The 20,284-nt window shown below is 59.0% G+C and carries 20 protein-coding genes and 1 pseudogene; 14 read left to right on the top strand and 7 right to left on the bottom strand.

All coding sequences use genetic code 11. The features are described from left to right. Positions 1 to 175: 175 nt before the first annotated feature. From ACIGEK_RS00595 to ACIGEK_RS00570, 6 genes and pseudogenes are all read left to right on the top strand, one after another. Positions 176 to 1,403, top strand: a pseudogene (locus ACIGEK_RS00595) (HD-GYP domain-containing protein). Positions 1,404 to 1,576: 173 nt separating this feature from the next. After that, entirely contained in the window at positions 1,577 to 3,607 is a 2,031-nt protein-coding gene (locus tag ACIGEK_RS00590; RefSeq protein WP_397491474.1) for a methyl-accepting chemotaxis protein, read from the top strand. A 336-nt stretch (positions 3,608 to 3,943) separates the two neighbouring features. Continuing rightward, a complete protein-coding gene (gene creB, locus ACIGEK_RS00585) occupies positions 3,944 to 4,630 on the top strand; it encodes a two-component system response regulator CreB (protein ID WP_397491473.1) in 687 nt (228 codons plus the stop codon). Continuing rightward, a complete protein-coding gene (gene creC / locus ACIGEK_RS00580) occupies positions 4,630 to 6,063 on the top strand; it encodes a two-component system sensor histidine kinase CreC (RefSeq protein WP_397491472.1) in 1,434 nt (477 codons plus the stop codon). Before creB ends, creC begins: the two co-directional genes overlap by 1 nt. Before the next feature lie 145 nt (positions 6,064 to 6,208). After that, positions 6,209 to 6,646 carry a CBS domain-containing protein gene (locus ACIGEK_RS00575; protein ID WP_304871207.1) on the top strand — a complete coding sequence of 146 codons (438 nt, stop codon included), beginning with the start codon at positions 6,209 to 6,211 and terminating at the stop codon, positions 6,644 to 6,646. 25 nt (positions 6,647 to 6,671) lie between these two features. Further along, the gene (locus ACIGEK_RS00570) at positions 6,672 to 7,118 is read left to right on the top strand and encodes a GNAT family N-acetyltransferase (protein ID WP_397491471.1); all 447 of its coding nucleotides are present in this window, start codon (positions 6,672 to 6,674) and stop codon (positions 7,116 to 7,118) included. Here the strand turns inward: ACIGEK_RS00570 and ACIGEK_RS00565 are convergent. Continuing rightward, a complete protein-coding gene (locus tag ACIGEK_RS00565) occupies positions 7,115 to 7,609 on the bottom strand; it encodes a DinB family protein (RefSeq protein WP_397491470.1) in 495 nt (164 codons plus the stop codon). The genes ACIGEK_RS00570 and ACIGEK_RS00565 overlap by 4 nt on opposite strands. A gap of 137 nt (positions 7,610 to 7,746) precedes the next feature. On the opposite strand from ACIGEK_RS00565, the gene ACIGEK_RS00560 reads away from it, so the two are divergent. Then, positions 7,747 to 7,899, top strand: a complete 153-nt coding sequence (locus tag ACIGEK_RS00560) for a DUF3096 domain-containing protein (protein ID WP_304871203.1) — start codon at positions 7,747 to 7,749, stop codon at positions 7,897 to 7,899. A gap of 38 nt (positions 7,900 to 7,937) precedes the next feature. Here the strand turns inward: ACIGEK_RS00560 and ACIGEK_RS00555 are convergent, their stop codons facing one another. From ACIGEK_RS00555 to gbpA, 6 genes are all read right to left on the bottom strand, one after another. Next, complete coding sequence (locus ACIGEK_RS00555; RefSeq protein WP_397491469.1) at positions 7,938 to 8,261, bottom strand: DUF2834 domain-containing protein; 324 nt, start codon at positions 8,259 to 8,261, stop codon at positions 7,938 to 7,940. Between the two features lie 50 nt (positions 8,262 to 8,311). Next, entirely contained in the window at positions 8,312 to 9,148 is an 837-nt protein-coding gene (locus ACIGEK_RS00550; RefSeq protein ID WP_397491468.1) for an alpha/beta fold hydrolase, read from the bottom strand. A 73-nt stretch (positions 9,149 to 9,221) separates the two neighbouring features. Further along, positions 9,222 to 9,692, bottom strand: coding sequence for an OsmC family protein (locus ACIGEK_RS00545; RefSeq protein ID WP_397491467.1), 471 nt, complete (start codon positions 9,690 to 9,692; stop codon positions 9,222 to 9,224). Between the two features lie 31 nt (positions 9,693 to 9,723). Then, positions 9,724 to 10,164: a DUF2628 domain-containing protein gene (locus tag ACIGEK_RS00540; RefSeq protein WP_397491466.1), complete on the bottom strand. Its 441-nt coding sequence runs from the start codon at positions 10,162 to 10,164 to the stop codon at positions 9,724 to 9,726. 188 nt (positions 10,165 to 10,352) lie between these two features. Beyond that, complete coding sequence (locus ACIGEK_RS00535; RefSeq protein ID WP_397491465.1) at positions 10,353 to 11,915, bottom strand: S8 family serine peptidase; 1,563 nt, start codon at positions 11,913 to 11,915, stop codon at positions 10,353 to 10,355. 388 nt (positions 11,916 to 12,303) lie between these two features. After that, a complete protein-coding gene (gene gbpA / locus ACIGEK_RS00530; RefSeq protein ID WP_397491464.1) occupies positions 12,304 to 13,725 on the bottom strand; it encodes an N-acetylglucosamine-binding protein GbpA in 1,422 nt (473 codons plus the stop codon). A gap of 256 nt (positions 13,726 to 13,981) precedes the next feature. On the opposite strand from gbpA, the gene creD reads away from it, so the two are divergent. From creD to yegQ, 7 genes are all read left to right on the top strand, one after another. Beyond that, entirely contained in the window at positions 13,982 to 15,340 is a 1,359-nt protein-coding gene (gene creD, locus ACIGEK_RS00525) for a cell envelope integrity protein CreD (RefSeq protein WP_397491463.1), read from the top strand. A gap of 56 nt (positions 15,341 to 15,396) precedes the next feature. After that, positions 15,397 to 15,702, top strand: coding sequence for a hypothetical protein (locus ACIGEK_RS00520; RefSeq protein ID WP_397491462.1), 306 nt, complete (start codon positions 15,397 to 15,399; stop codon positions 15,700 to 15,702). Further along, entirely contained in the window at positions 15,699 to 15,854 is a 156-nt protein-coding gene (locus tag ACIGEK_RS00515; RefSeq protein ID WP_397491461.1) for a hypothetical protein, read from the top strand. Before ACIGEK_RS00520 ends, ACIGEK_RS00515 begins: the two co-directional genes overlap by 4 nt. A gap of 240 nt (positions 15,855 to 16,094) precedes the next feature. Further along, a complete protein-coding gene (locus ACIGEK_RS00510) occupies positions 16,095 to 16,355 on the top strand; it encodes a DUF4212 domain-containing protein (protein ID WP_339411837.1) in 261 nt (86 codons plus the stop codon). Positions 16,356 to 16,358: 3 nt separating this feature from the next. After that, positions 16,359 to 18,128, top strand: a complete 1,770-nt coding sequence (locus ACIGEK_RS00505) for a sodium:solute symporter family protein (RefSeq protein ID WP_397491460.1) — start codon at positions 16,359 to 16,361, stop codon at positions 18,126 to 18,128. 163 nt (positions 18,129 to 18,291) lie between these two features. Next, positions 18,292 to 18,798 carry a hypothetical protein gene (locus ACIGEK_RS00500; RefSeq protein WP_397491459.1) on the top strand — a complete coding sequence of 169 codons (507 nt, stop codon included), beginning with the start codon at positions 18,292 to 18,294 and terminating at the stop codon, positions 18,796 to 18,798. Between the two features lie 167 nt (positions 18,799 to 18,965). Then, positions 18,966 to 20,282 carry a tRNA 5-hydroxyuridine modification protein YegQ gene (gene yegQ / locus ACIGEK_RS00495; protein ID WP_397491458.1) on the top strand — a complete coding sequence of 439 codons (1,317 nt, stop codon included), beginning with the start codon at positions 18,966 to 18,968 and terminating at the stop codon, positions 20,280 to 20,282. Positions 20,283 to 20,284: the final 2 nt, after the last annotated feature.

Genomic DNA, 20,284 nt, shown 5'->3' with positions numbered 1-20,284 from the left:
TCCTGATGGCGCGCTTTAGCGGCAATGATAAGCAGTCGTGCCAAGGCTTCCAAGCCGCTGAGTTGCAATTGATGTCCAATGGCCATTAGTTGTTTCAAGTCAGCCTAATGCTGGCTATTGTTCATCTATGCTTGTCCGACAATAGCCGGGTTACTTTCTCGTCTGAGTGCAATCCATGTTGAAGTGTATTGCTGTGACTGACGTACGCGTCGGTATGTATGTTCACGAGTTCTGTGGCGCATGGATGGACCACCCGTTCTGGAAGTCCAAGTTTTTGCTCAAGTCCGAAAAAGACTTGCAGCGAATCAAGGCCAGTAGCATCGGCGAACTGTGGATTGATGTCAGCAAGGGGCTGGATGTCGAGGTTGGCACTGTGAGTGTCAGCCCTGAGGAAGTCGCCGCCGAAGCCGAGGCTGCGCTGTTGGCTGCGGTGCAGAGCCCGCCGGTCAGCCTTGCGGTGTCGATGGAAGATGAGATGCAGCGTGCGGTCAAACTCTGCGAGCGCTCCAAGGCTGCAGTGGTCAGCATGTTTGGTGATGCGCGCATGGGCCAGGCGTTGCAGTTCGAGCAGGCAGGTGAGTTGGTTGAGGAAATTTCCGATTCGATCATGCGCCATCCGAATGCGCTAATCAGCCCTGGCGCGGCTGAAGAATGCCGATGAATACACCTACATGCATTCGGTGGCGGTTTGCGCGCTGATGATTGCCCTGGCACGTAATCTGGGCCTGAACGAGGGTCAAGTGCGCGAGGCAGGGCTGGCTGGATTGCTGCACGATATCGGCAAGATGGCGATTCCCAATGAGGTGCTCAACAAGCCGGGCAAGCTCACTGATAGCGAATTCGCCACCGTCCGTGACCATCCCGAAGCCGGTTCGCGCATGCTGATCGAAAGCAAGCAGGTCAGTGCTTTGGTGTTGGACGTCTGCCTGCACCACCATGAAAAGGTTGATGGCAGCGGCTACCCGCATCGCCTGGCTGGTGAGCAGATCAGTCTTTACGCGCGCATGGGCGCGGTGTGCGATGTGTATGACGCGATCACCTCCAATCGGCCTTACAAAGAGGGATGGGATCCGGCTGAGTCGATCCGCAAGATGGCCGAGTGGAAGGGCCATTTCGACCCTGTGGTGTTCCAGGCCTTTGTCAAAACGGTGGGCATTTACCCGGTGGGTTCACTGGTGCGCTTGGAGAGTGGGCGCATCGGCGTGGTGATGGAGCAGCAGGCCAAATCCCTGCTCGCACCTAAGGTGAAGGTGTTCTTTTCGTCCCGGTCGAAAACCCCAATCCCACAGGAAACCCTTGACCTCAGCAAGCTGGTCGGTCGCGACAAGATTGTCGGCCGTGAGTCCGCTGAGGAGTGGGGCTTTCGCAATGTCGAGGAGCTCTGGAGCGGCATCTCTAGGTAGCTCTTCTGACACCATGGCTCACTTGTCGAGCGGGTAACGGGTCGTGGCCCGGTCACTCAACTATGCTTATTACCCATGAATGCCCGCAGGCGCGCTGCTTGGGCGTGCTTCTTGCTTAAAGTTTTGCTTTGGCGCGCCCCTGAAGTTGGCGCGCTCAACAGGTTGAGGTGTGTATGACTGGAGTACTCAAGCCGGGTGTGCGGCTGCTGGAACGTTTCAGCTTCGCGCGCAAGTTTCAGTTGGTGTTTGTTCTGTTTGCCTTGCCGTTGGGGTTTTCATTGTGGGTAATCAGCAGCAATTACCTGGAACGACTCAATTCCATCGACCATGAACTGGAAGGCATCAGTGCCCTGCAGGGCATGGCCGGCGTGCAGCAAACGTTGATTGAGCAGCGCACATTGCTATCGCGCTGGAAAGGCACGGAGAAAGCTGCCGAAGCATTATTGCGTGCACGTGCAGCTGACCTAGAACCGGCCTTGCAGGCGTTGCAGCAGCCTCTCCAATCTGATTTGTTCAGCGACCAGGCCCGCCAGCATTTACAGAATCTCAGCGCCGGGCAGGCAGAGCTGAGTATCGACGTGCTGGGTAAGCTGGCACTGCCCGACGCCCTTGAACGTTACCAAAAGAACCTTCTGGGCTTGCTTGCCCTACGTGAGCAGGTGGCTACCGACAGTGGTCTGATCCTCGACCCGCAGCTCGACACCTACCTGATGATGGAGCAGCTGACCTACACCTTGCCGCGGTTGCTTGAACAATTGGGCAGCTTTGTCAGTCAGGGGCATGGCGCGGTGGTGTCGCAACATTTCACCTTGCAGAGTCGGGTACTGATTCGTGACCTGCGGCGCAGCCTGGATGAGTCGCGCAGCCAGCTGCTCAAGGCGCAATCGACCCTTGGTCTCGAAGCTCCGCGCGCCATGCGCCAGCTGCAAGGGCCCTATGATGAGGCGCTGCAGGGCTACGAGGCCTTCCTTGCGGGCATCGATCGCGACATGTTCGAGGCCAGCCCGATGGCTCTGACTCCGGAGCAGTTCGTGCAGCGTACCGATGTCCTTCAGGGGCAGTTGCTTGGCCTACAGGCGGCGTTATACCAACAGTTTGCCGCTAGCCTCGGCTATTACCGGCAGAAGGCTCTGACCGCGATGATCGAAGCGATTGGGGTGTTCAGCCTGCTCACCCTGCTGGCGCTGTATGTGCTGTTTTGCCTGAATGCCTCGATCCGTCGAAGTACTGCCGGAATTATCCAGGCCGCCGAAGGCCTGCGTGATGGTGACCTGCGTGTGCGCATGCACGTGCACGGCGAGGATGATCTGGCCAGCATCGCCATGGCTCTGAATACTGCAGTTGGCCAGTTGCGCGACTCCATGCAGGGCGTTAATCAGCAGAGCCAGCAACTGGGCGGCACTGTGCAGATGCTCAACGGCGAGGCGCGTAATGCCCTGGAGTCGGTGGAGCAGCAGCAAGCGCAGATGAGCCAGATTGCCGCTTCCGCCACTGAAATGGCCGCCACCGCGCAAAGCGTGGCGCAAAGCTGCGAGCAGGCTGCGGTGGAAGCCAGCCAGACCCGCGAAATCGCCAATCAGAGCAACCAGCGCAGCGCGCGCACCAGCGAGAGCATGCGCCAGCTCAGCAGTCGCCTCGGCGACAGCGCCACTACCTTGCAGCAATTGCGCACGCAGACCGAGCAGATCACCCGAGTGGTGGATGTGATCAAGGGCATCGCCGAACAGACCAATTTGCTGGCGCTCAACGCCGCCATTGAAGCCGCGCGTGCCGGTGATCAAGGTCGCGGTTTTGCCGTGGTCGCCGATGAGGTGCGTAGCCTTTCGCAGCGAACGCAGAACTCCACGGCGGAAATCGCCGAAACCGTGGCCAACCTGCACCGCGTGGTCGGCCAGTCGGTGACCCAAATGGAAGACGCCGTGCGCCAGGCTGAAGGTGATGTCGGCAGCGTGTTGGCCATGGGCGAGGACCTGAATGCCATCGTCGAGTCGGTACAACTGGTTACTGATCGACTGGCGCAGATCGCCACCGCCGCCGAGCAGCAGGCTGCCACTGCCGATGAAGTCAGCGGCAATATCCAGCAGGTCGACCAAGCCGCCAGTGCCTTGCTTGAGGGCGCGCAGGCGGTGAGCAACGCCGCTGAACAGCTGCGCCAAGGTAGTCAGGTGCTGGCGCAGAACACGGCGCGTTTCAAGCTCGACTGAGGGTCTGTCTACGATCTGCTGCGCGTCGGCCCTGCTGCGTTAAAAACAAGCTCGGAAAGCCACTTGTGGCTAACGCGCTTCAGCGTGACCCCGAAGGGGCGAGTGAAACGAGTAATGCTCATGTACAACAGTACACTCGCGTGCGAGCCCAGTCCGCTTCCTCGCCTGTTTTGACCAGCCGGAGGCTGTTACTAACGTAGCGCCTTGCAGGACTCTAGCTCGCAAGATCTTTGATCGGGACTAAGGGTTCGGCCTGTTTGCAAGCACGGTCTCGCCCTTGACGCTGCGGGCGGCCTGCCGCAGGCTCCTCGCCGAGTTGCCACGAGCAGGACGCCCATGCCGCATATTCTGATTGTCGAAGACGAAGCCGCCATCGCCGACACCCTGATCTTCGCCCTGCAAAGCGAAGGCTTTACCACCACCTGGCTGAGCCTGGCCGAGCAGGCCTTGGCCGAACAGCAGCGCAATCCGGCGGATCTGTTGATTCTCGATGTGGGGCTGCCCGATATCAGCGGCTTTGAGGCCTGCAAGCGTTTGCGGCGCTTCTCCGAGGTGCCGGTGATCTTCCTCACCGCACGCAGCGAGGAGATCGACCGCGTGGTCGGCCTGGAAATCGGTGCCGACGATTACGTAGTCAAACCTTTCAGTCCGCGTGAAGTGGCGGCGCGGGTCAAGGCCATCCTCAAGCGTATGGCGCCGCGTGAAGCATCTGTCGTAAGCCCTGCAACTGGCCCCTTCCAACTGGATGTCGAACGGGTGCAGATCCACTACCACGGCCAGTTGCTGAGTTTGACCCGCCATGAATTCCGTCTGCTGCAAAGCCTGCTGGCGCAGCCCGAGCGGGTGTTTTCTCGCGAGCAATTGCTCGACGGCCTGGGGGTGGCCGCCGATGGCGGCTACGAGCGTACCATCGACAGCCATATCAAAAGCCTGCGCGCCAAGCTGCGTCAGGTGGCCGTTGATGCTGAGCCGATCCAAACCCATCGTGGCCTGGGTTACAGCTACTCACCGAGGCACGCCTGATGCCCTTGGGGATTCGCATCTTTCTGGTGTATTTCCTGTTTGTTGGGCTAGCCGGCTGGTTCGTGCTGAGCACGGTGATGGACGAAATTCGCCCCGGCGTGCGCCAGAGCACTGAGGAAACCCTGGTCGATACCGCCAACCTGCTGGCAGAGATTTTGCGCGATGAGGTCAAGGCCGGGCAATTGCAACAAGGCCGCTTGCCGCAGGTATTACAGGCCTATGGTCAGCGCAAACCACAGGCGCAGATTTGGGGCGTGGAGAAAACTCAGGTCAATCACCGCATCTATGTCACCGACGCCAAGGGCGTTGTGTTGCTCGACTCCAGCGGCGCGGCGGTCGGCCAGGATTACTCACGCTGGAACGATGTGCTGCGCACTCTGCGCGGTGAGTATGGTGCGCGCTCGACCAAGGAAGATCCGAACGATCCCGATTCATCGGTGATGTACGTGGCGGCGCCAATCATGGATGGCGCGCAGATTATCGGCGTGGTCTCGGTGGCCAAACCCAACCGCACCCTGCAGCCCTATATCGAACGTTCCGAGCAGCGCCTGGCCTGGCTTGGCGGTGGGCTGATCGTGCTCGGTTTGTTGATCGGCGCGCTGCTGTCCTGGTGGCTCAGCGCCGCGTTACGCAAGCTGACCCGTTATGCCCAGGCGGTCAGCGCCGGGCAGCGTGCCGAACTACCCAGCGTGCGCGGTGGCGAACTGGCGCAACTGGCTGAAGCCATCGAGCGCATGCGCACCGAGCTGGAAGGCAAGGCCTATGTCGAGCGCTACGTACACACCCTGACCCACGAGCTGAAAAGCCCGCTGGCAGCGATTCGCGGCGCGGCGGAATTGCTCGATAGCGAAATGCCCGCGCCACAACGGCAGCGTTTCGTGGCCAATATCGAGCAGGAAAGTGCGCGTATGCAGCAACTGATCGAGCGCCTGCTGCACCTGGCTCAGGTCGAACAGCGTCAAGGTTTGGAAGAACAAGTAGCAGTGCCGCTGCAGGCGTTGGTCGACTCTCTGTTGCATGCGCAGATGGCGCGCATTGAAGCGGCAGGCCTACAGATTGAAAACCATATTGGCGCTGAAATAAGTGCGCGCGGGGAGGCTTTTCTGCTGCGTCAGGCGCTGGCCAATCTGCTGGACAACGCCCTGGACTTCACCCCGCCAGGCGGGCTGATCCGCTTCGACGCCGAGATGCGTGCTGGGCAGGTCGAGCTGCGCTTGTTCAACCAGGGCGAGGCGATTCCTGACTACGCCCTGGCGCGCCTGAGCGAACGTTTCTACTCCCTACCGCGCCCCGGAAACGGTCGCAAGAGCACCGGTTTGGGGCTGAACTTTGTTGAAGAAGTGATGCAGTTGCACGACGGCGAACTGCACATCGGCAATGTCGAGGGCGGAGTCGAGGCGCGGCTGGTCCTGCCGCTGTTCCATGACCACTGAAGCGTGGCTTGGCACCGACCTTGCTGGCTTGCAATGGTTGCGCTGAGCCCGCACAGGTGCTCTGATCAGGTCATCGGGATGGCCAGCAATGGCCTTCCTGCGCACTATCCTCAATGCCAATAAGAAACAGAGCAGGAGCTGCTGCATGAAAACAGTTGCCGAGATTCTTCGCGCCAAGCCCCAGGCCGCCGTGTACAGCGTCACTCCCAGTACTTCGGTGCTGGATGCAATCAAGCTGATGGCCGAGAAAGGCATTGGTGCACTGGTGGTGTTGGATGACAAAGGCCGCCTGGCCGGCATCGTCAGCGAGCGTGACTACGCACGTAAAATTGTGCTGTTGGAGCGGTCCGCTTCTGATATTTCGATCAGCGAAATTATGACAGCAGATGTCCTGACTGTAGGGCTGCGCGACACCTCGCAGCACTGTATGCAACTGATGACCGATCGCCACTTGCGTCATTTGCCGGTATTGGCCGAAGGCGAATTGATCGGCCTGCTGTCGATTGGTGACCTGGTCAAACACACCATTGCCGAACAGGCTAGCCTGATCCAACAGCTGGAACAGTACATCCGCGGCGAGTAAGGTCGCGCGCAACAGGGATCGGTTGATGGACATCCGCAGTGTTGGGGGCGGCGAGCTGGATGCGCTGCTCGCCCTTTATAAGCATTTACATCCTGACGATCAGCCGCTGCCTGCGCACGACCAAGTTGAGGCGGTGTGGCAGGCGATCATCACCAACCCCGCTCATCACTGTTTTGGCTTGTACCGCGATGCGCAGCTGGTGGCCAGTTGCAGCATCAGCCTGGTGGCCAATCTGACGCGTGGCTGCCGACCCTTTGCCTTGATCGAAAACGTGGTCACCCATAGCGAGCATCGCGGGCGTGGCTACGGTCAGGCATTGCTGGCGCACGCTAAGGCGTTTGCCTGGGGCCAGGGCTGTTACAAGGTCATGCTAATGACCAGCAGTAAAGACCCAGCCATCCTGCGCTTCTATGAGACTGCCGGGTTTGATCGCCATGACAAGCAGGCCTTTATCGCCAAGGCGCCGGCTTAGCTCGCTTCGCGGCGCTGCGGCTGATCTTGATGCAGAAAGCGCGTGTAGATATCCCGCGGTGGTGCCAGTTGCAGTTGCGCCATGATCCGGCCCACCGCACCTCGGTGGTAACCGCCGTGGGTGACGATATGCGCGAGCATTTCTTCACGGCTCATGCAGCCGTGATCGCCATCGACGAAATTGAAGTGCAGGCGCTCGGATAGCTGTTCGGCGCTAAGCCCCGCGGCATAGTCCAGATACCAGCTATCAGTCGCCTGCACTGCCTGCTGCAGCGCTGCCAGCGTGGGCGTTTCCGGGGTATTGGTGGCGCTGTAGTCGTGGTGAATGCCTTGCAGGTTGGCGACAAAAATCCGCTCGACCACGTGGATGTGGTTGAGAATGCGCAGGGCAGCGTGCAACTCGCTGTGCCGGGTGAGCGGATCGATTCGCAGCAACTCAGCAAAGAGTTCCTGGTTGGCCCAGGCTTTGTACTGCAGTAATGAGGCGAGCAAGCTAGCGCTGCACATAAATGGCCTTTAATACACGGATTGTTTAATAGGTGTTGGGTAACTGCTCAGCGGTTGGATAGTGCTGTGCGGTTTGGGCGTGGCGCGCATACTGGCGCTTCAATAACCCTCAGGTGACGATTATGACCCTTGCCCTTACACCACTGATTTCGCTGATCGCCGGCGTTCTAATTCTGGTGATGCCGCGTTTGCTGAACTATATCGTGGCGATTTATCTGATCGTGATTGGTCTGGTCGGCATCTTCGGCACCGGTAATTTCAATCTGAGCTTTTAAGTGTCGAGCAGCCCGGCTCTCCGGGCTGCTCCTCACCATTAGGCTGCCGTTGAGGCACTGCCTGTATCCATGGCCTTGAGCACCAGATACAGCAGTGGCCCGACAGAGACAAACAGCGCCGTCAGGGCAAAGAACGGCAGCAGGTAAACCAACGACTTGCCGCGTGCGCGGCCATCGCAGTACATCCAGATGCAGGCCAGCGCCGCGAGGATATACAGGTCGACTACCACCTGGGCGGTGTCGGGACTGGACATCAACTGCAGGCCAAATTGCAGCAGTGACTGCTCCGCATGCAGCATCACGTAGAGGGTGTAGGCGCTGAATGCCAGCAGGGTGATCAGCGGCAGTGCGAGCTTTTTCATGGGGCCATCCTTGGGGCGTTGTCAGTAGAGGCGAGCGCTCTAGGGCGTTATTACTCGGCTACTCGGGTTGCAGAGAGATTGAGTTGCACCGTTGCCATCAGCGTTTCGGCATTCTCCAGCAGGCAGGAGTAATGCGCTTGCTCGGCGCAACGGGTCACTGCGTTGGCCATACGCAGATGCTCCTGCAGGTAAGTAGACATGGCCATGGGCGCCCAGTTATCTGCCTCGCCATGCCATAAGCTCACCGTCGCCGTGACCTTGTCCAACTCCGTGGCCCAGGGCTCGACATAGAATTTTACGTCGCGCACATAACGACTCACTCCATGCCTGAAACATGCTCGCTGAATATCCGCCAGCCATGCCTGGGTATCAGGTTGAGAGAGCAACTCGGAGTCTTTACCGCCTGCTCCGGCGAACAGCAGCTTTAGTAGTAGGCGCGGGCTGACTTTGGCCAGCAGCGCCTGATACCAGGCAAAGGCCCGGAATAGCCTTGGATAATGCTGCGCCCAGAGGAAGGTATAACGCCCCGCGCCCATGCCGACGGTATTGCTGGGGATTTCCAGCGGTGCGGCCGCCGATAACAGGTAGATCTCCGCCACTCGCTCACCCAGCAGCGCGGCGACACGCAACGCCAGGCAGGCGCCGATAGAAAAACCGAGCAGGTGAATCGGCTGGCCCGCCGCGCGATCACTGATCTGTTGCGCCAGTTGCTGCAGATAAGCCGCGCTGCCGAGTTCGCCAGTCAGATTACGCTCCACCACCAGCAGCTTGATGCCGTGCGCCAAGGCGGCCTGATGCAGCATCGCCGCCTCAACCGCTGCGCCCGGCACGCCATGGAAGTAGAACAGTGGCTGTCCATCGGGGCAGCCGTATGCAGTTAGATTCACGCCTTATCCCCTCGCATCAACCGTTATGGTTAAACCGCATTTTCGCGTTGTAGTCGCTGCAGCCTGCGTGGTGTTACTCGCTAAAACGTGGTTCGCAGCGCACTTCGGACTTCACCGAGTTGGCGATAAAGCACTCTTCATGGGCCTGGTGGTGCATCTGCTCAATCTGTTCGCGGCTGGGTAGGCGTTCGCCAGAGAAGCTGACCGCAGGGCGCAGGGTTACCTGGGCGATAAACAGCTTGCCGGCAGCATTCGCCTGCATCAGCCCACTGGCATTGTCACGGTAGTCATCGACGCAGAAGCGACGCTTGGCGGCGATGGAGAGAAACCACAGCATGTGGCAGCTGGCGAGTGAGGCGACAAAGGCCTCCTCAGGATCGACAGCGCTTGCATCCGACATCGGCAGTGGCACCACATGCGGTGAGGACGAGCCAGCAATTTCCAGGCCGCCATCAAAACGCAGCAGATGTTTGCGGCTGTAAAGGTTGCCGAGAAAGTCCTGCTCACCGCGTTGCCAGATCACCTCAGCGACATATTCCGTCACGTCATTCTCCTGATGCTGTTGAGTAGGGCGCTTACCACCAGCCGTTATCGTTCAGCAGCATCTTCTTGTAGTAATCGATATTGGCGCGCGTGGCGAAGACCGCACTAATGCCGTAGCCCAGGGCGTTGGCGATCTTGCTGTAACCGAGGTAATCCAGGCCGATGCCGAGGATGATCACCACCACTGCGCAGACCAGAAATAGTGCCAGGCCCTTTTTCCACATGCCCTTGGTGGCGTAGTAGATCGGCCCGAAGAAGAACGCCAGAAAGTTGAAGCTGAAGGCCTTGCGCCGCTCCTCGGCGGGAAGCTCCTTGAACTTGGGCATCCTGATGCCGCCGGCATGGTGGATCGCGCTAAAGCGCTGCTTCCATTTATCCGAGATGGGGAGTGCGGCGATCTGCTCGTCGGAAACCAGTGATTCTGCATCGGCGACGCTGGCTTGCGGGGTGGCGTAGGGGGTGTGCTGGGTCATGGCCGTTCATCCTTAATTGGCGATCAGCGGCACGCTACGCATTTCTGTAAATACTGTCCATTTGCGCCTGGATGATTTGCGCAATCTTGTGATCTTTTCAGCGCTGCTCCCTGCGCGCCTGGCTGAGGCATTGATAGTTGTACAGGGCGAGAGGCCCCGGGCAGTTGCCTGCCTCGGGGCCGGGCGAATTACTCGTAGCGCCAGTAGAGGGTCACACCGGAGAAGCTGGAATAGCCCCGTATACCGATATGCCAGGTGCCGGCTGCAGGATTTTCCTGGGTGCAGGTTTCCTGATTGCCGTCGAGGTAGGGCCGGCAGGTCCATTGGCTGGTGCTGGGTTGGCTGCCCAGGCGGGTGTAAAGGTCGGCATCACCGCTACCGCCACTGATCCGCACAGTCAGACGCTGGGCGCCGCTTGGTACGACCACGTTGTAACGTACCCAGGCGTCCCGCGCGCCGGAGAGGTTGGGGTAGGTCTGTTCCTCGCCATTGCCATCCCCCGTGGCATCACAGCCGCGTTGGGCGATCAGGTCGCTGGCCCGCTTGGCTTTGACGATGCCGTAGCCGTAATAGGGATCGCGGCCTGGCGTGCCACGGTCTTCGGCGGTGCTATTGACCACCTTGCGAATCTGCGCAGGGGTGCATTGACGGTGCTGACTCCACACCAAGGCGTAGACCGCTGACACATGCGGTGTAGCCATCGAGGTGCCGTTGTAGTTCGCATAGTTGTTGCCAGGCAGGGTGGAGCGCACGCCAACCCCGGGAGCGGCGACTTCGACCTGATTGTTGTATTGCGAAAACGAGGCACGATTACCGCTGCTGTCGACCGCCGCAACCGATACGACCGAGTCGTAGGAGGCCGGGTAGGAAAGGGTGCTATTACCACTGTTGCCGGCAGCTGCGACGACCAGCACACCGTTCTGGTAAGCCGCATCCATGGCATTACGCTCGGTTACCGACGAGGCGCCACCGCCCAGGCTCATGCTGATCACCGTCGAGCCCGCCGCGCGGCACTGCTGGATGGCCATTACCAGATCAGAGCCATAGGCCCAGCTGCCACTGTTATTGAATACTTTGACGATATGCAGGCCGAGGTTGCCCGATGGGCTGACGCCGACCACGCCTAGATCGTTACCACCCAGTGCGGCGATGGTGCCGGCAACGTGAGTGCCGTGGCCATCTCCATCTTCGTACCAGTTGCCGCTGTCGACGTTGCCATAGCCGTCATTACCGGTGATGCCGGCTGATGGCAGATCCTGATGGCCGAGGTCGTAACCGGAGTCGACGATGCACACCTTCATATTGGAAATGGCGTTGTCCGGTAGCAGGTCGGCCTGCACCATCGGGATGCCATAGGGCACCTGTTCGGCCATCAGGTAGCGGCGTGGGTCGAGCTCGATATAGTCGACTGCCGGGTTTGCTTGCAGTTGTTTGAGTTGCGTCGGACTCAGGTACGCCACGCTTGCGGCCTGGCTGTCCAAGTGCATCAGCGGTTGTACCTGCACCTGGCTGAGCAGGCGCTGCGCGGCGAGGCTTTCGAACTTGCCTGCACTTAGAGGTTGCGGCTGGTTGGCCTGGCTCATCGGCGAGGGCGTCAGCTCCTTGTATTTGATGATGTAGCGCGGTGACTGCTGATCATCGACGGCGATCTGCGCCTGGGCCGAGAAGCTGGGTTTTTCGTCGGCCTGGGCGTAGGCCCAACCTGCGCTGAGCAACAGCAGTAAGGCAGTGGTGCGTTGGAATCCTTGCATGGTTATCTCCCAATTGTGTGCCGCGTAGTGCAGCTGCCAAAACCCTAGGAGACTGTGTTGAAAAGCCAAGGCCATTCGTCGCTTTTTAATTAAAAATAATCAATAAAATCAAATATTTAAATCGATAGCGTGCCGCCCATTCAGCTGTCGAGAAGGGTAGTGAAGCGCACCGTTTGGTAGCTGCCTCCGGGCGCCGCTATACCGGCTCGGGGTCAGTGTTGTGTTGCGCGCAACGCGGGGGTGAGTGCCTATACGTCAGTGCCTGGGCATACCTGCGGCTCCACAAAGACATACGCCAAGGCGCAGTGCATGCGCCTGTATCGTACGTGTGTTCAGGGGGATGGGGTGTCCGCGCCGGCCAAACAGCTCGGCGGGCGCGGCGCTTATCTCAGTCGGCTATCCAGGCGTCTTGCCAATGGCTACCGATGCCGGGCTCGAACTGGGTCGAGGCGGCTGACCATTGCGTGCAATAGCCACTCTGCGGAAAGGGACGACACTGATACAGCTGTCCCGTCTTGGGTTGCAGCACCCGGGTGCCGGCTGTGTAACTGCGCAGGCCGTCTGGGAAGGTGAAGTCGTAGCTGGCGCTACCGTCATCTGCGACAAACATCATATCGAAGGTTTTCTGCAGTACCTGCTCGCTGCCGGCGACCTTGCCACTGACAACCAGTTGGTGATGACCAGGCACAGGGCTCTCGACATTGATGTTCAAGGGCTGGCTGTTGTTGTCCAGTTCGGTAGCGGCAAAGCCTTTGGCATTGCCGCCGTGGTCGTAGACGTAGCTGCTGATCTGCAGCGCGCCGACGGCGGTGACGTTGAATTCGAGGCGCAGCTGACCGTTACGGATGCTATAGCTGGGCTGCAGGCCATCGACCAGCAGATCGTGGTTCGGCGCCGTGGCTTTGTCGATCTGCACCTCAATGCGCTGGATGCCACTGTCGGCGCGGGCGAACAGGCTGTTCTGGCCGTATACCGGCTGGATTGCGCCGTCGCTGCCGCGCTGGCCAGCCTTGAGTTGGCTCTGTTGCTGGTTGATCCGGCTGGCCAGCAGGTAGGTCCACTGGTTGCGTTGGCCCTGCTCGCTGGTTTCAACTTGCAGTCGCGTCTGCAAGTCATTGCGTTCGCCGCTGGCATCGAAGACTCGGGTCATTGCCTGGTCACCGACTTGCAGATCTACCGAGGGGTAGAGCATGCCCTTGGCTTGCCAGACGGACGGATCGGGCGGGGTGGTGACATCACCGAACATCACATCCATCACGTTGTAGAAACTCATCGGCGTGTCGCCCACTTCCCACACCCCGAGGATCACCTGGTAGCCCTCGCGCGGCGGTACATCGCAGTTATGGGTGACCTCCTGTGGCGGCTGTTGCATGCCACCATCGACCACGCAGAACGGTACCAGCTCAAATGCTGCGCGGTTTAACGGCTGATTGGCCAACCAGTCGGGGCGGGTGATGTAGTAGCGCCAGTTGCGTGTGGAGTGGTTGGCGGTAAAACGCCAGGTGAAGTTCGTTGGGCCAGCAGTGATTGGGCGCTTGGCCCAACGGCTGACGGTCTGTTCATTGAGGGGGGAGAATTGCGCCAGGCCGGCACTGGCGATCTGGCCATCGGCGGGGCCGTTTTGTGGGAAGCCGGAGTAGCCTTCCAGGCTTTGCGGTTCCCATTGCACTGCGCCGCATTGGCTGTTTTCACCGAGCTTGCACAGATAGCCACGTGCTTCAGGTTGTTTGATATAGCCGTGGGCGAAAACGTTGCTGCTACCGAGCATTAATAGTGCGCTGGCCGCGCAAATCCATTGGCGCTTATTCATGACAGTCCCTTTTCAGATTGGATAAATCTTGGTGAAGCCGCTTACCGGTCGCCTTGTGAGCAATAAGTGAGTTAGCACTTTAGTGCAGAAAACTCTGGCTTCCAGTGGAGTTGACGAACGGTCGCGCTGCTGTGAGTGCTCAATCACGGGTGCTTTCTGTGGATTGATCTCCACACACTCTCCATCTGCCCTCCATAAAGCCACCACCTGCGCCGCCCAGACTCTGCCTACCTAAACCGTATCGGAGAGTTGCACCATGAGCCGCATTCTGGGTTTCAAGCTGGGCGCTATTGCCCTGCTGATTTTGTTATTGCTGGTCCCGCTGTCGATGATCGACGGGCTAGTGGACGAGCGGCAGTATCAGCGTGCCGAGGTGCTGCAGGACATCGCGCGCAGTTCCAGCTACCGTCAGCAGCTCACCGGGCCGATTCTGGTAATGCCTTACACCAAGGTCTGGAACCAGTGGAAAACCCACGCCAAAACCGGCGAGCGCTACCTGGAAGAGCAGAAGAGTCGTGGTCGGCTGTACTTCCTGCCGGAGCGCTTTGTGCTCAATGGCCAGGTCAGCACCGAGGAACGTTCACGCGGCATCTACAAGGCGCTGCTGTACCGCAGCGACAACCAGATCAGTGGCGCATTCAAGCTGCCGGCCCGTCTGGGGCTGGGCGATGATCTGGGCCTGTATCAGTTTGATCGGCCGTTTCTCTCGGTCGGTATCAGCGACATCCGCGGTATCAGCAATGACCTGCAGCTGCGCTTCAACGGCAGCAACCTGAGCTTCGCTCCAGGCAGCGCCGAGGAGCGTTTCGGTGCCGGTGTGCATGCGCCGCTGCCGGTGTTGGATAGTCAGGGCGGGCAAACTCTGGAGTTTGCCTTCGACCTGAAACTGCAGGGCACCGAGCAGCTGAGCATCACCCCGGTGGGCCGTGATAGCCGTGTTGAGCTGACGTCCACCTGGCCGCATCCAAGTTTTGTCGGTGAATACCTGCCGAGCAGTCGTGATGTGTCTGACAAGGGTTTCAAGGCGCAGTGGCAGACCAGCTTCTTCGCCACCAATCTGGAGGAAGCGCTGGCTGATTGTGTGCGGGGCGATAGCTGCAATGCGCTGACGGCACGCAACTTCGGAGTGAGCTTTGTCGACCCGGTGGACCAGTACCTGAAGACCGAGCGTGCGATCAAATATGCGCTGCTGTTTATCGGCCTGACCTTCGCCGTGTTCTTCCTCTTTGAAGTGCTCAAACGTATGGCCGTGCACCCGGTGCAATACGCCCTGGTGGGCATGTCGCTGGCGCTGTTCTACCTGCTGCTGCTGTCGCTGTCCGAGCACCTGAGCTTTGCCCTGGCCTATGGCATTGCGGCTACCGCCTGTGTGCTGCTGATTGGTTTCTACGTCAGTTATGTGCTGCACAGCGCCCTGCGCGGGGCAGGTTTCGGCGCTCTGCTGGCGCTGCTTTACGGCATGTTATTCGGCCTGCTTGGGGCCGAGGATTACGCACTACTGATGGGCTCGGTGCTGGTGTTCGGTGTGCTCGCCGGAGTGATGGTGCTGACCCGCAAACTCGACTGGTACGGCGTCGGTCGCCTGCCATTGGCCAGCCAGGCCAGCGACCTTTGACGAATAGCGGCGCGGGCCAAGCCTGCGCCGCTTTTTTACCCGCTTGGGAGTTGAACATGATGCGTTTATTTATGCAGTTCTCTGCTTGTTTCGCCCTGGGTTTGGCGGTGGCCTTTATGGTGCTGCTGGGCCTGATGTTCTGTGGCCAGTTTGACCTGATCAAAGGCCTGCAGCTGACCGGCCAACCCCTGGCGCAGATGAGCCTGGTGCTGTTGCCGGAGGCGTTCTGGGAGAGCTTGACTGGCCTGGCCAACGCCGCACAGAACCGCTCGGTACAGTCCTTCCTCAGCCTGTGCACAGCGCTGGGCCAGGTGGGGCTGCTGTTGGCGTTTGGCTTCTTTCGTCTGTGGTATGCGCGATGAGCGGGCATGTCGGCTTGCGCGAAGAGTCGCGCGCCGGGCACTTGTTGGCGCGGCGGATTGCCCGCTTGTTTGCCTCTGCGGCATGTCAGCAGGGTAAGCGCGCAACGGGCAAGCCTGCGGTGGTTGGCGAAGTGCTTGCGCGCTCTGGATAAAGGCGGGCTTAAGAGTCGCCGTACAGGTGTTTTTCGAGGGCGTTTGGCGGGTCGCAGCTGCGATGCCGTTCTATGGCCGGCGTTAGCTTTGTTCGGTTTCATGCTAACTAGCTGTTATTGATAGATAAACATTGGTTTTCGGGGTGTTTTAAGGCTGCTAATACCAATGTCTATCTGTCGGACCTAGTGACCTGCTGCTAGCTTGAAGGTGCATGAGAATAACAATAACCGGAGGAGTTTATGACTTCTGATAAAGCTAACGCTGCTGCGTACTGGAAAGCGAATGTCCGGCTGATCACCTGGTGCCTGGTTGTCTGGGCATTAGTGTCTTACGGTTTCGCCATACTTCTTCGACCTCTGCTGGCAGGTATCCCTGTTGGCGGTGCCGACCTTGGATTCTGGTTCGCCCAGCAAGGTTCGATCATCACCTTTGTCGGGATCATTTTCTTCTACGCGTGGAGAATGAACAAACTCGATAAACAATTCGGTGTCGAGGAATAACCCATGAGCCAGTTTGTAATCAACATGCTGTTTGTGGGCGCCTCCTTCGCGCTCTACTTCGGCATCGCCTTTTGGGCCCGTGCCGGCTCGACCAAAGAGTTCTACGTCGCCGGCGGTGGTGTACACCCCGTTACTAACGGTATGGCCACTGCGGCTGACTGGATGTCTGCGGCTTCCTTCATCTCCATGGCGGGCCTGCTCGCTGCCGGTGGTTATGCCAACTCAACCTTCCTGATGGGTTGGACTGGCGGCTATGTGCTGCTGGCCATGCTGCTGGCGCCTTACCTGCGTAAGTTCGGCAAGTTCACTGTGCCGGATTTCATCGGTGACCGTTTCTACAGCAATGGTGCTCGTCTGGCTGCAGTGGTCTGCCTGATCATCATCTGCGTGACCTATGTAATCGGCCAGATGGCCGGTGCTGGTGTGGCATTCTCGCGCTTCCTCGAAGTAGAGAACTCCACCGGTATCTGGATCGCGGCTGGCGTGGTGTTCATCTATGCCGTATTCGGCGGCATGAAAGGCATCACCTACACCCAGGTGGCTCAGTACGTTGTGCTGATCATTGCTTACACCATCCCTGCGGTCTTCATCTCCTTGCAGCTGACAGGCAACCCGATTCCGATGTTCGGTATGTTCGGCGACCATGTCGAGTCAGGTCTTCCGCTGCTGCAGAAGCTCAATGAAGTTGTACGTGAGCTGGGCTTTACCGACTACACAGCTGATGTCAGTAACAAGCTGAACATGGTGCTGTTTACTCTGTCGCTGATGATCGGTACTGCTGGTCTGCCGCACGTAATCATTCGCTTCTTCACCGTACCGAAAGTGGCTGACGCACGTTGGTCTGCCGGCTGGACCCTGATCTTCATCGCCTTGCTGTATCTCACCGCGCCTGCAGTGGGTTCCATGGCCCGTTTGAACCTGGTCAATACCATCTACCCAGAAGGTCCGACCGCTCAAGCAATGAACTATGCAGAGCGTCCTGAGTGGATCAAAACGTGGGAAACCACCGGTTTGATCAAGTGGGAAGACAAGAACAGCGACGGTCGCGTCCAGATGTACAACGATGCAGCGCCTGCCTTTACCCCAGCTGCAGAAGCTCGCGGTTGGAAAGGCAACGAGTTGACCGTTAACAACGACATCCTGGTATTGGCCAACCCTGAAATTGCCAACCTGCCAGGTTGGGTGATCGGTTTGATTGCAGCGGGTGCGATTGCTGCAGCATTGTCGACGGCAGCCGGTCTGTTGCTAGCAATCTCTTCGGCAGTGAGTCATGACTTGATCAAGAACATGATCAATCCGAAGATCAGTGAGAAGAACGAAATGCTCGCCGCGCGGATCTCCATGGGGGTCGCGATTCTGTTGGCCACCTATCTGGGGCTTAACCCGCCAGGCTTTGCGGCGCAGGTGGTGGCATTGGCCTTCGGTATCGCCGCGGCCACGCTGTTCCCGGCGCTGATGATGGGTATCTTCTCCAAGCGGGTAAACAACAAAGGCGCCATCGCCGGCATGCTGGTAGGCCTGGTGTTCACTGTGGTTTACATCTTCCTGTACCTGGGCTGGTTCTTCATTCCAGGCACTGCGACCTTCGCCAACACGCCGGATAACTGGATGCTCGGCATCTCGCCGCTGTCCATCGGTACTGTGGGTGCAGTGATCAACTTCGCCGTAGCCTATGCCGTGTCCCTGTCTACTGAGGCTCCGCCGCAGGAAATTCAGGACCTGGTAGAAAGCGTACGTACTCCGAAAGGTGCTGGCGGTGCTATTAGCCACTAAGCATAATCGGGCCTGACTGCGCGTTACTTGCGTCAGGGTCTTATTAGCGGGCCTCCTTGGGAGGCCCGTTTTATTTCCGCCATCCATGGCGACCACCCAGCGGGCCGTCGCTGCGCAACGTTAAAAACTGCTCCAGGCAGTTTTTTATTTCAGGAGTGAGTTAATGCTTTGGACAATACTTGCCATCGTGGTTGCGGGGTTGGGTGCGGCTGGTATTGCCATGCTGTTGCGCAAGTTGACGGGCAACCGTTTGCCGAAGTGGATCATTCCCGCGTGCGGCGGTTTGGGCATGCTGGCTTATCAGATTTACTACGAGTACTCCTGGTTTGAGTTCCAGCTACAGCGTCAGCCGGCAGAGTCTGTGGTCGTAGCCAGTGAAACTGGTGAAGTGTTCTGGCGCCCCTGGACCTACTACTGGCCGATGACCACCGCCTTCACCGTGCTCGACAGCAAAAGCCTGTTACGTCAGGGGGCTGCAGGTAACGACGTGGTTGCCTTCAACCTGTACCGCTTTGAAAAGCAGCATGTCGATCGGGTCAGTCATCAGCCACATTTACTCAACTGCAACACCGCAGAGCTGCTACCACTGGATGCGCAGAAGAAGCCACTGCTGGAGCAGATGAAGCGCATTGACCGCGAAGGTATGCTTTACCGGCGTGCCTGTTCTTAATCATCTATCTACGCCTGAGCACAAGCTCGGGCGTTTGGGTTATTTGTACTGTCCTCGGTGTTAGCCTGCGCATGGCGTTTGAAGCGGTGCTATAGACGCAGATCAATGCCGCTCTCTGTCTGACTCACTAAAATCGCGAGCCCCTTGGTTTTCCGAGCCCGCGGTTTATGGTCACTCACCCTGCTTATCCTGAACTGTTGTCCCCAGCGGGCACCCTGAAGAACATGCGTTACGCCTTCGCCTATGGTGCGGATGCGGTGTACGCCGGGCAGCCGCGTTACAGCCTGCGGGTGCGCAACAACGAGTTCGACCACGCCAATCTGGAGGCGGGCATCCGCGAGGCGCACGCCCAGGGCAAGCAGTTCTATGTGGTGGTGAATATCGCGCCGCATAACGCCAAGCTGAAAACCTTTCTTCGCGATCTGTTGCCGGTGGTGCTGATGGGCCCGGATGCGCTGATCATGTCCGACCCTGGGCTGATCATGCTGGTGCGTGAACATTTCCCGCAGATGCCGATTCATCTATCCGTGCAGGCCAATGCGGTGAACTGGGCCAGTGTGAAGTTCTGGAAGCAGCAGGGCTTGAGCCGGGTGATTCTGTCGCGCGAGCTGTCGCTGGAAGAAATCGCCGAGATTCGTAGCGAAGTGCCGGGCATGCAGCTGGAAGTCTTCGTCCATGGCGCGTTGTGCATGGCCTACTCCGGGCGCTGCCTGCTGTCGGGTTATATCAACAAGCGCGACCCCAACCAGGGCAGTTGCACCAATGCCTGTCGCTGGCAATACCAGGCCACTCCGGCCGGCGAGAACGAGCTGGGCGAGGTGGTGCAGCTTGTCGAACCGACCTTGGGCGTCGGCGCCCCTACCGAGCAGCTGTTTCTGCTGGAAGATGCCAGCCGCCCAGGCGAACAGATGGCGGCCTTTGAGGATGAGCACGGCACCTACATCATGAACTCCAAGGACTTGCGCGCGGTGCAGCATGTCGAGCGCCTGGTGCAGATGGGCGTGCATTCGCTGAAGATCGAGGGGCGCACCAAATCCCACTACTACGTGGCGCGCACTGCTCAGGTGTATCGCAAGGCCATTGATGATGCAGTGGCCGGCAAACCTTTCGACAAATCCCTGATGAATACCCTGGAGTCCCTCGCTCATCGCGGCTACACCGAGGGCTTTTTGCGCCGCCATGTGCACGATGAATATCAGAACTACGAGCGCGGCAGCTCGGTCTCCGAACAGCAGCAATTTGTTGGTGAACTGACCGGCGAACGCCGTGGTGAGCTGGCCGAGGTACGGGTAAAGAACCGCTTTGCCATCGGCGATGGCCTGGAGTTGATGACGCCCCAGGGCAATCTGCGTTTTGGCCTCGAACAGCTGGAGAGCCGCCAGGGCCAGGCCGCAACCGTAGCGCCGGGTGACGGCCATGTGCTGTACCTGCCGGTGCCGCCTGAGGTGCAGCTGGAATATGGCCTGCTGATGCGCGATCTGTAGGG

Source organism: Pseudomonas sp. NPDC079086 (genome assembly GCF_044542155.1).
In the GTDB taxonomy this organism is placed as follows: domain Bacteria; phylum Pseudomonadota; class Gammaproteobacteria; order Pseudomonadales; family Pseudomonadaceae; genus Aquipseudomonas.
The sequence above is the reverse complement of the archived record's forward strand: the minus strand, read 5'-3'. Positions and strand labels throughout refer to the sequence as shown.

Excerpts from the sequence above, each read along its gene's own strand:
- ACIGEK_RS00590 (WP_397491474.1), top strand. The coding sequence starts at position 1,577 with ATGACTGGAGTACTCAAGCCGGGTGTGCGGCTGCTGGAACGTTTCAGC.
- creB (WP_397491473.1), top strand. The coding sequence starts at position 3,944 with ATGCCGCATATTCTGATTGTCGAAGACGAAGCCGCCATCGCCGACACC.
- creC (WP_397491472.1), top strand. The coding sequence starts at position 4,630 with ATGCCCTTGGGGATTCGCATCTTTCTGGTGTATTTCCTGTTTGTTGGG.
- ACIGEK_RS00575 (WP_304871207.1), top strand. The coding sequence starts at position 6,209 with ATGAAAACAGTTGCCGAGATTCTTCGCGCCAAGCCCCAGGCCGCCGTG.
- ACIGEK_RS00570 (WP_397491471.1), top strand. The coding sequence starts at position 6,672 with ATGGACATCCGCAGTGTTGGGGGCGGCGAGCTGGATGCGCTGCTCGCC.
- ACIGEK_RS00560 (WP_304871203.1), top strand. The coding sequence starts at position 7,747 with ATGACCCTTGCCCTTACACCACTGATTTCGCTGATCGCCGGCGTTCTA.
- ACIGEK_RS00555 (WP_397491469.1), bottom strand. The coding sequence starts at position 8,261 with ATGAAAAAGCTCGCACTGCCGCTGATCACCCTGCTGGCATTCAGCGCC.
- ACIGEK_RS00540 (WP_397491466.1), bottom strand. The coding sequence starts at position 10,164 with ATGACCCAGCACACCCCCTACGCCACCCCGCAAGCCAGCGTCGCCGAT.
- ACIGEK_RS00535 (WP_397491465.1), bottom strand. The coding sequence starts at position 11,915 with ATGCAAGGATTCCAACGCACCACTGCCTTACTGCTGTTGCTCAGCGCA.
- gbpA (WP_397491464.1), bottom strand. The coding sequence starts at position 13,725 with ATGAATAAGCGCCAATGGATTTGCGCGGCCAGCGCACTATTAATGCTC.
- creD (WP_397491463.1), top strand. The coding sequence starts at position 13,982 with ATGAGCCGCATTCTGGGTTTCAAGCTGGGCGCTATTGCCCTGCTGATT.
- ACIGEK_RS00520 (WP_397491462.1), top strand. The coding sequence starts at position 15,397 with ATGATGCGTTTATTTATGCAGTTCTCTGCTTGTTTCGCCCTGGGTTTG.
- ACIGEK_RS00515 (WP_397491461.1), top strand. The coding sequence starts at position 15,699 with ATGAGCGGGCATGTCGGCTTGCGCGAAGAGTCGCGCGCCGGGCACTTG.
- ACIGEK_RS00510 (WP_339411837.1), top strand. The coding sequence starts at position 16,095 with ATGACTTCTGATAAAGCTAACGCTGCTGCGTACTGGAAAGCGAATGTC.
- ACIGEK_RS00505 (WP_397491460.1), top strand. The coding sequence starts at position 16,359 with ATGAGCCAGTTTGTAATCAACATGCTGTTTGTGGGCGCCTCCTTCGCG.
- ACIGEK_RS00500 (WP_397491459.1), top strand. The coding sequence starts at position 18,292 with ATGCTTTGGACAATACTTGCCATCGTGGTTGCGGGGTTGGGTGCGGCT.
- yegQ (WP_397491458.1), top strand. The coding sequence starts at position 18,966 with ATGGTCACTCACCCTGCTTATCCTGAACTGTTGTCCCCAGCGGGCACC.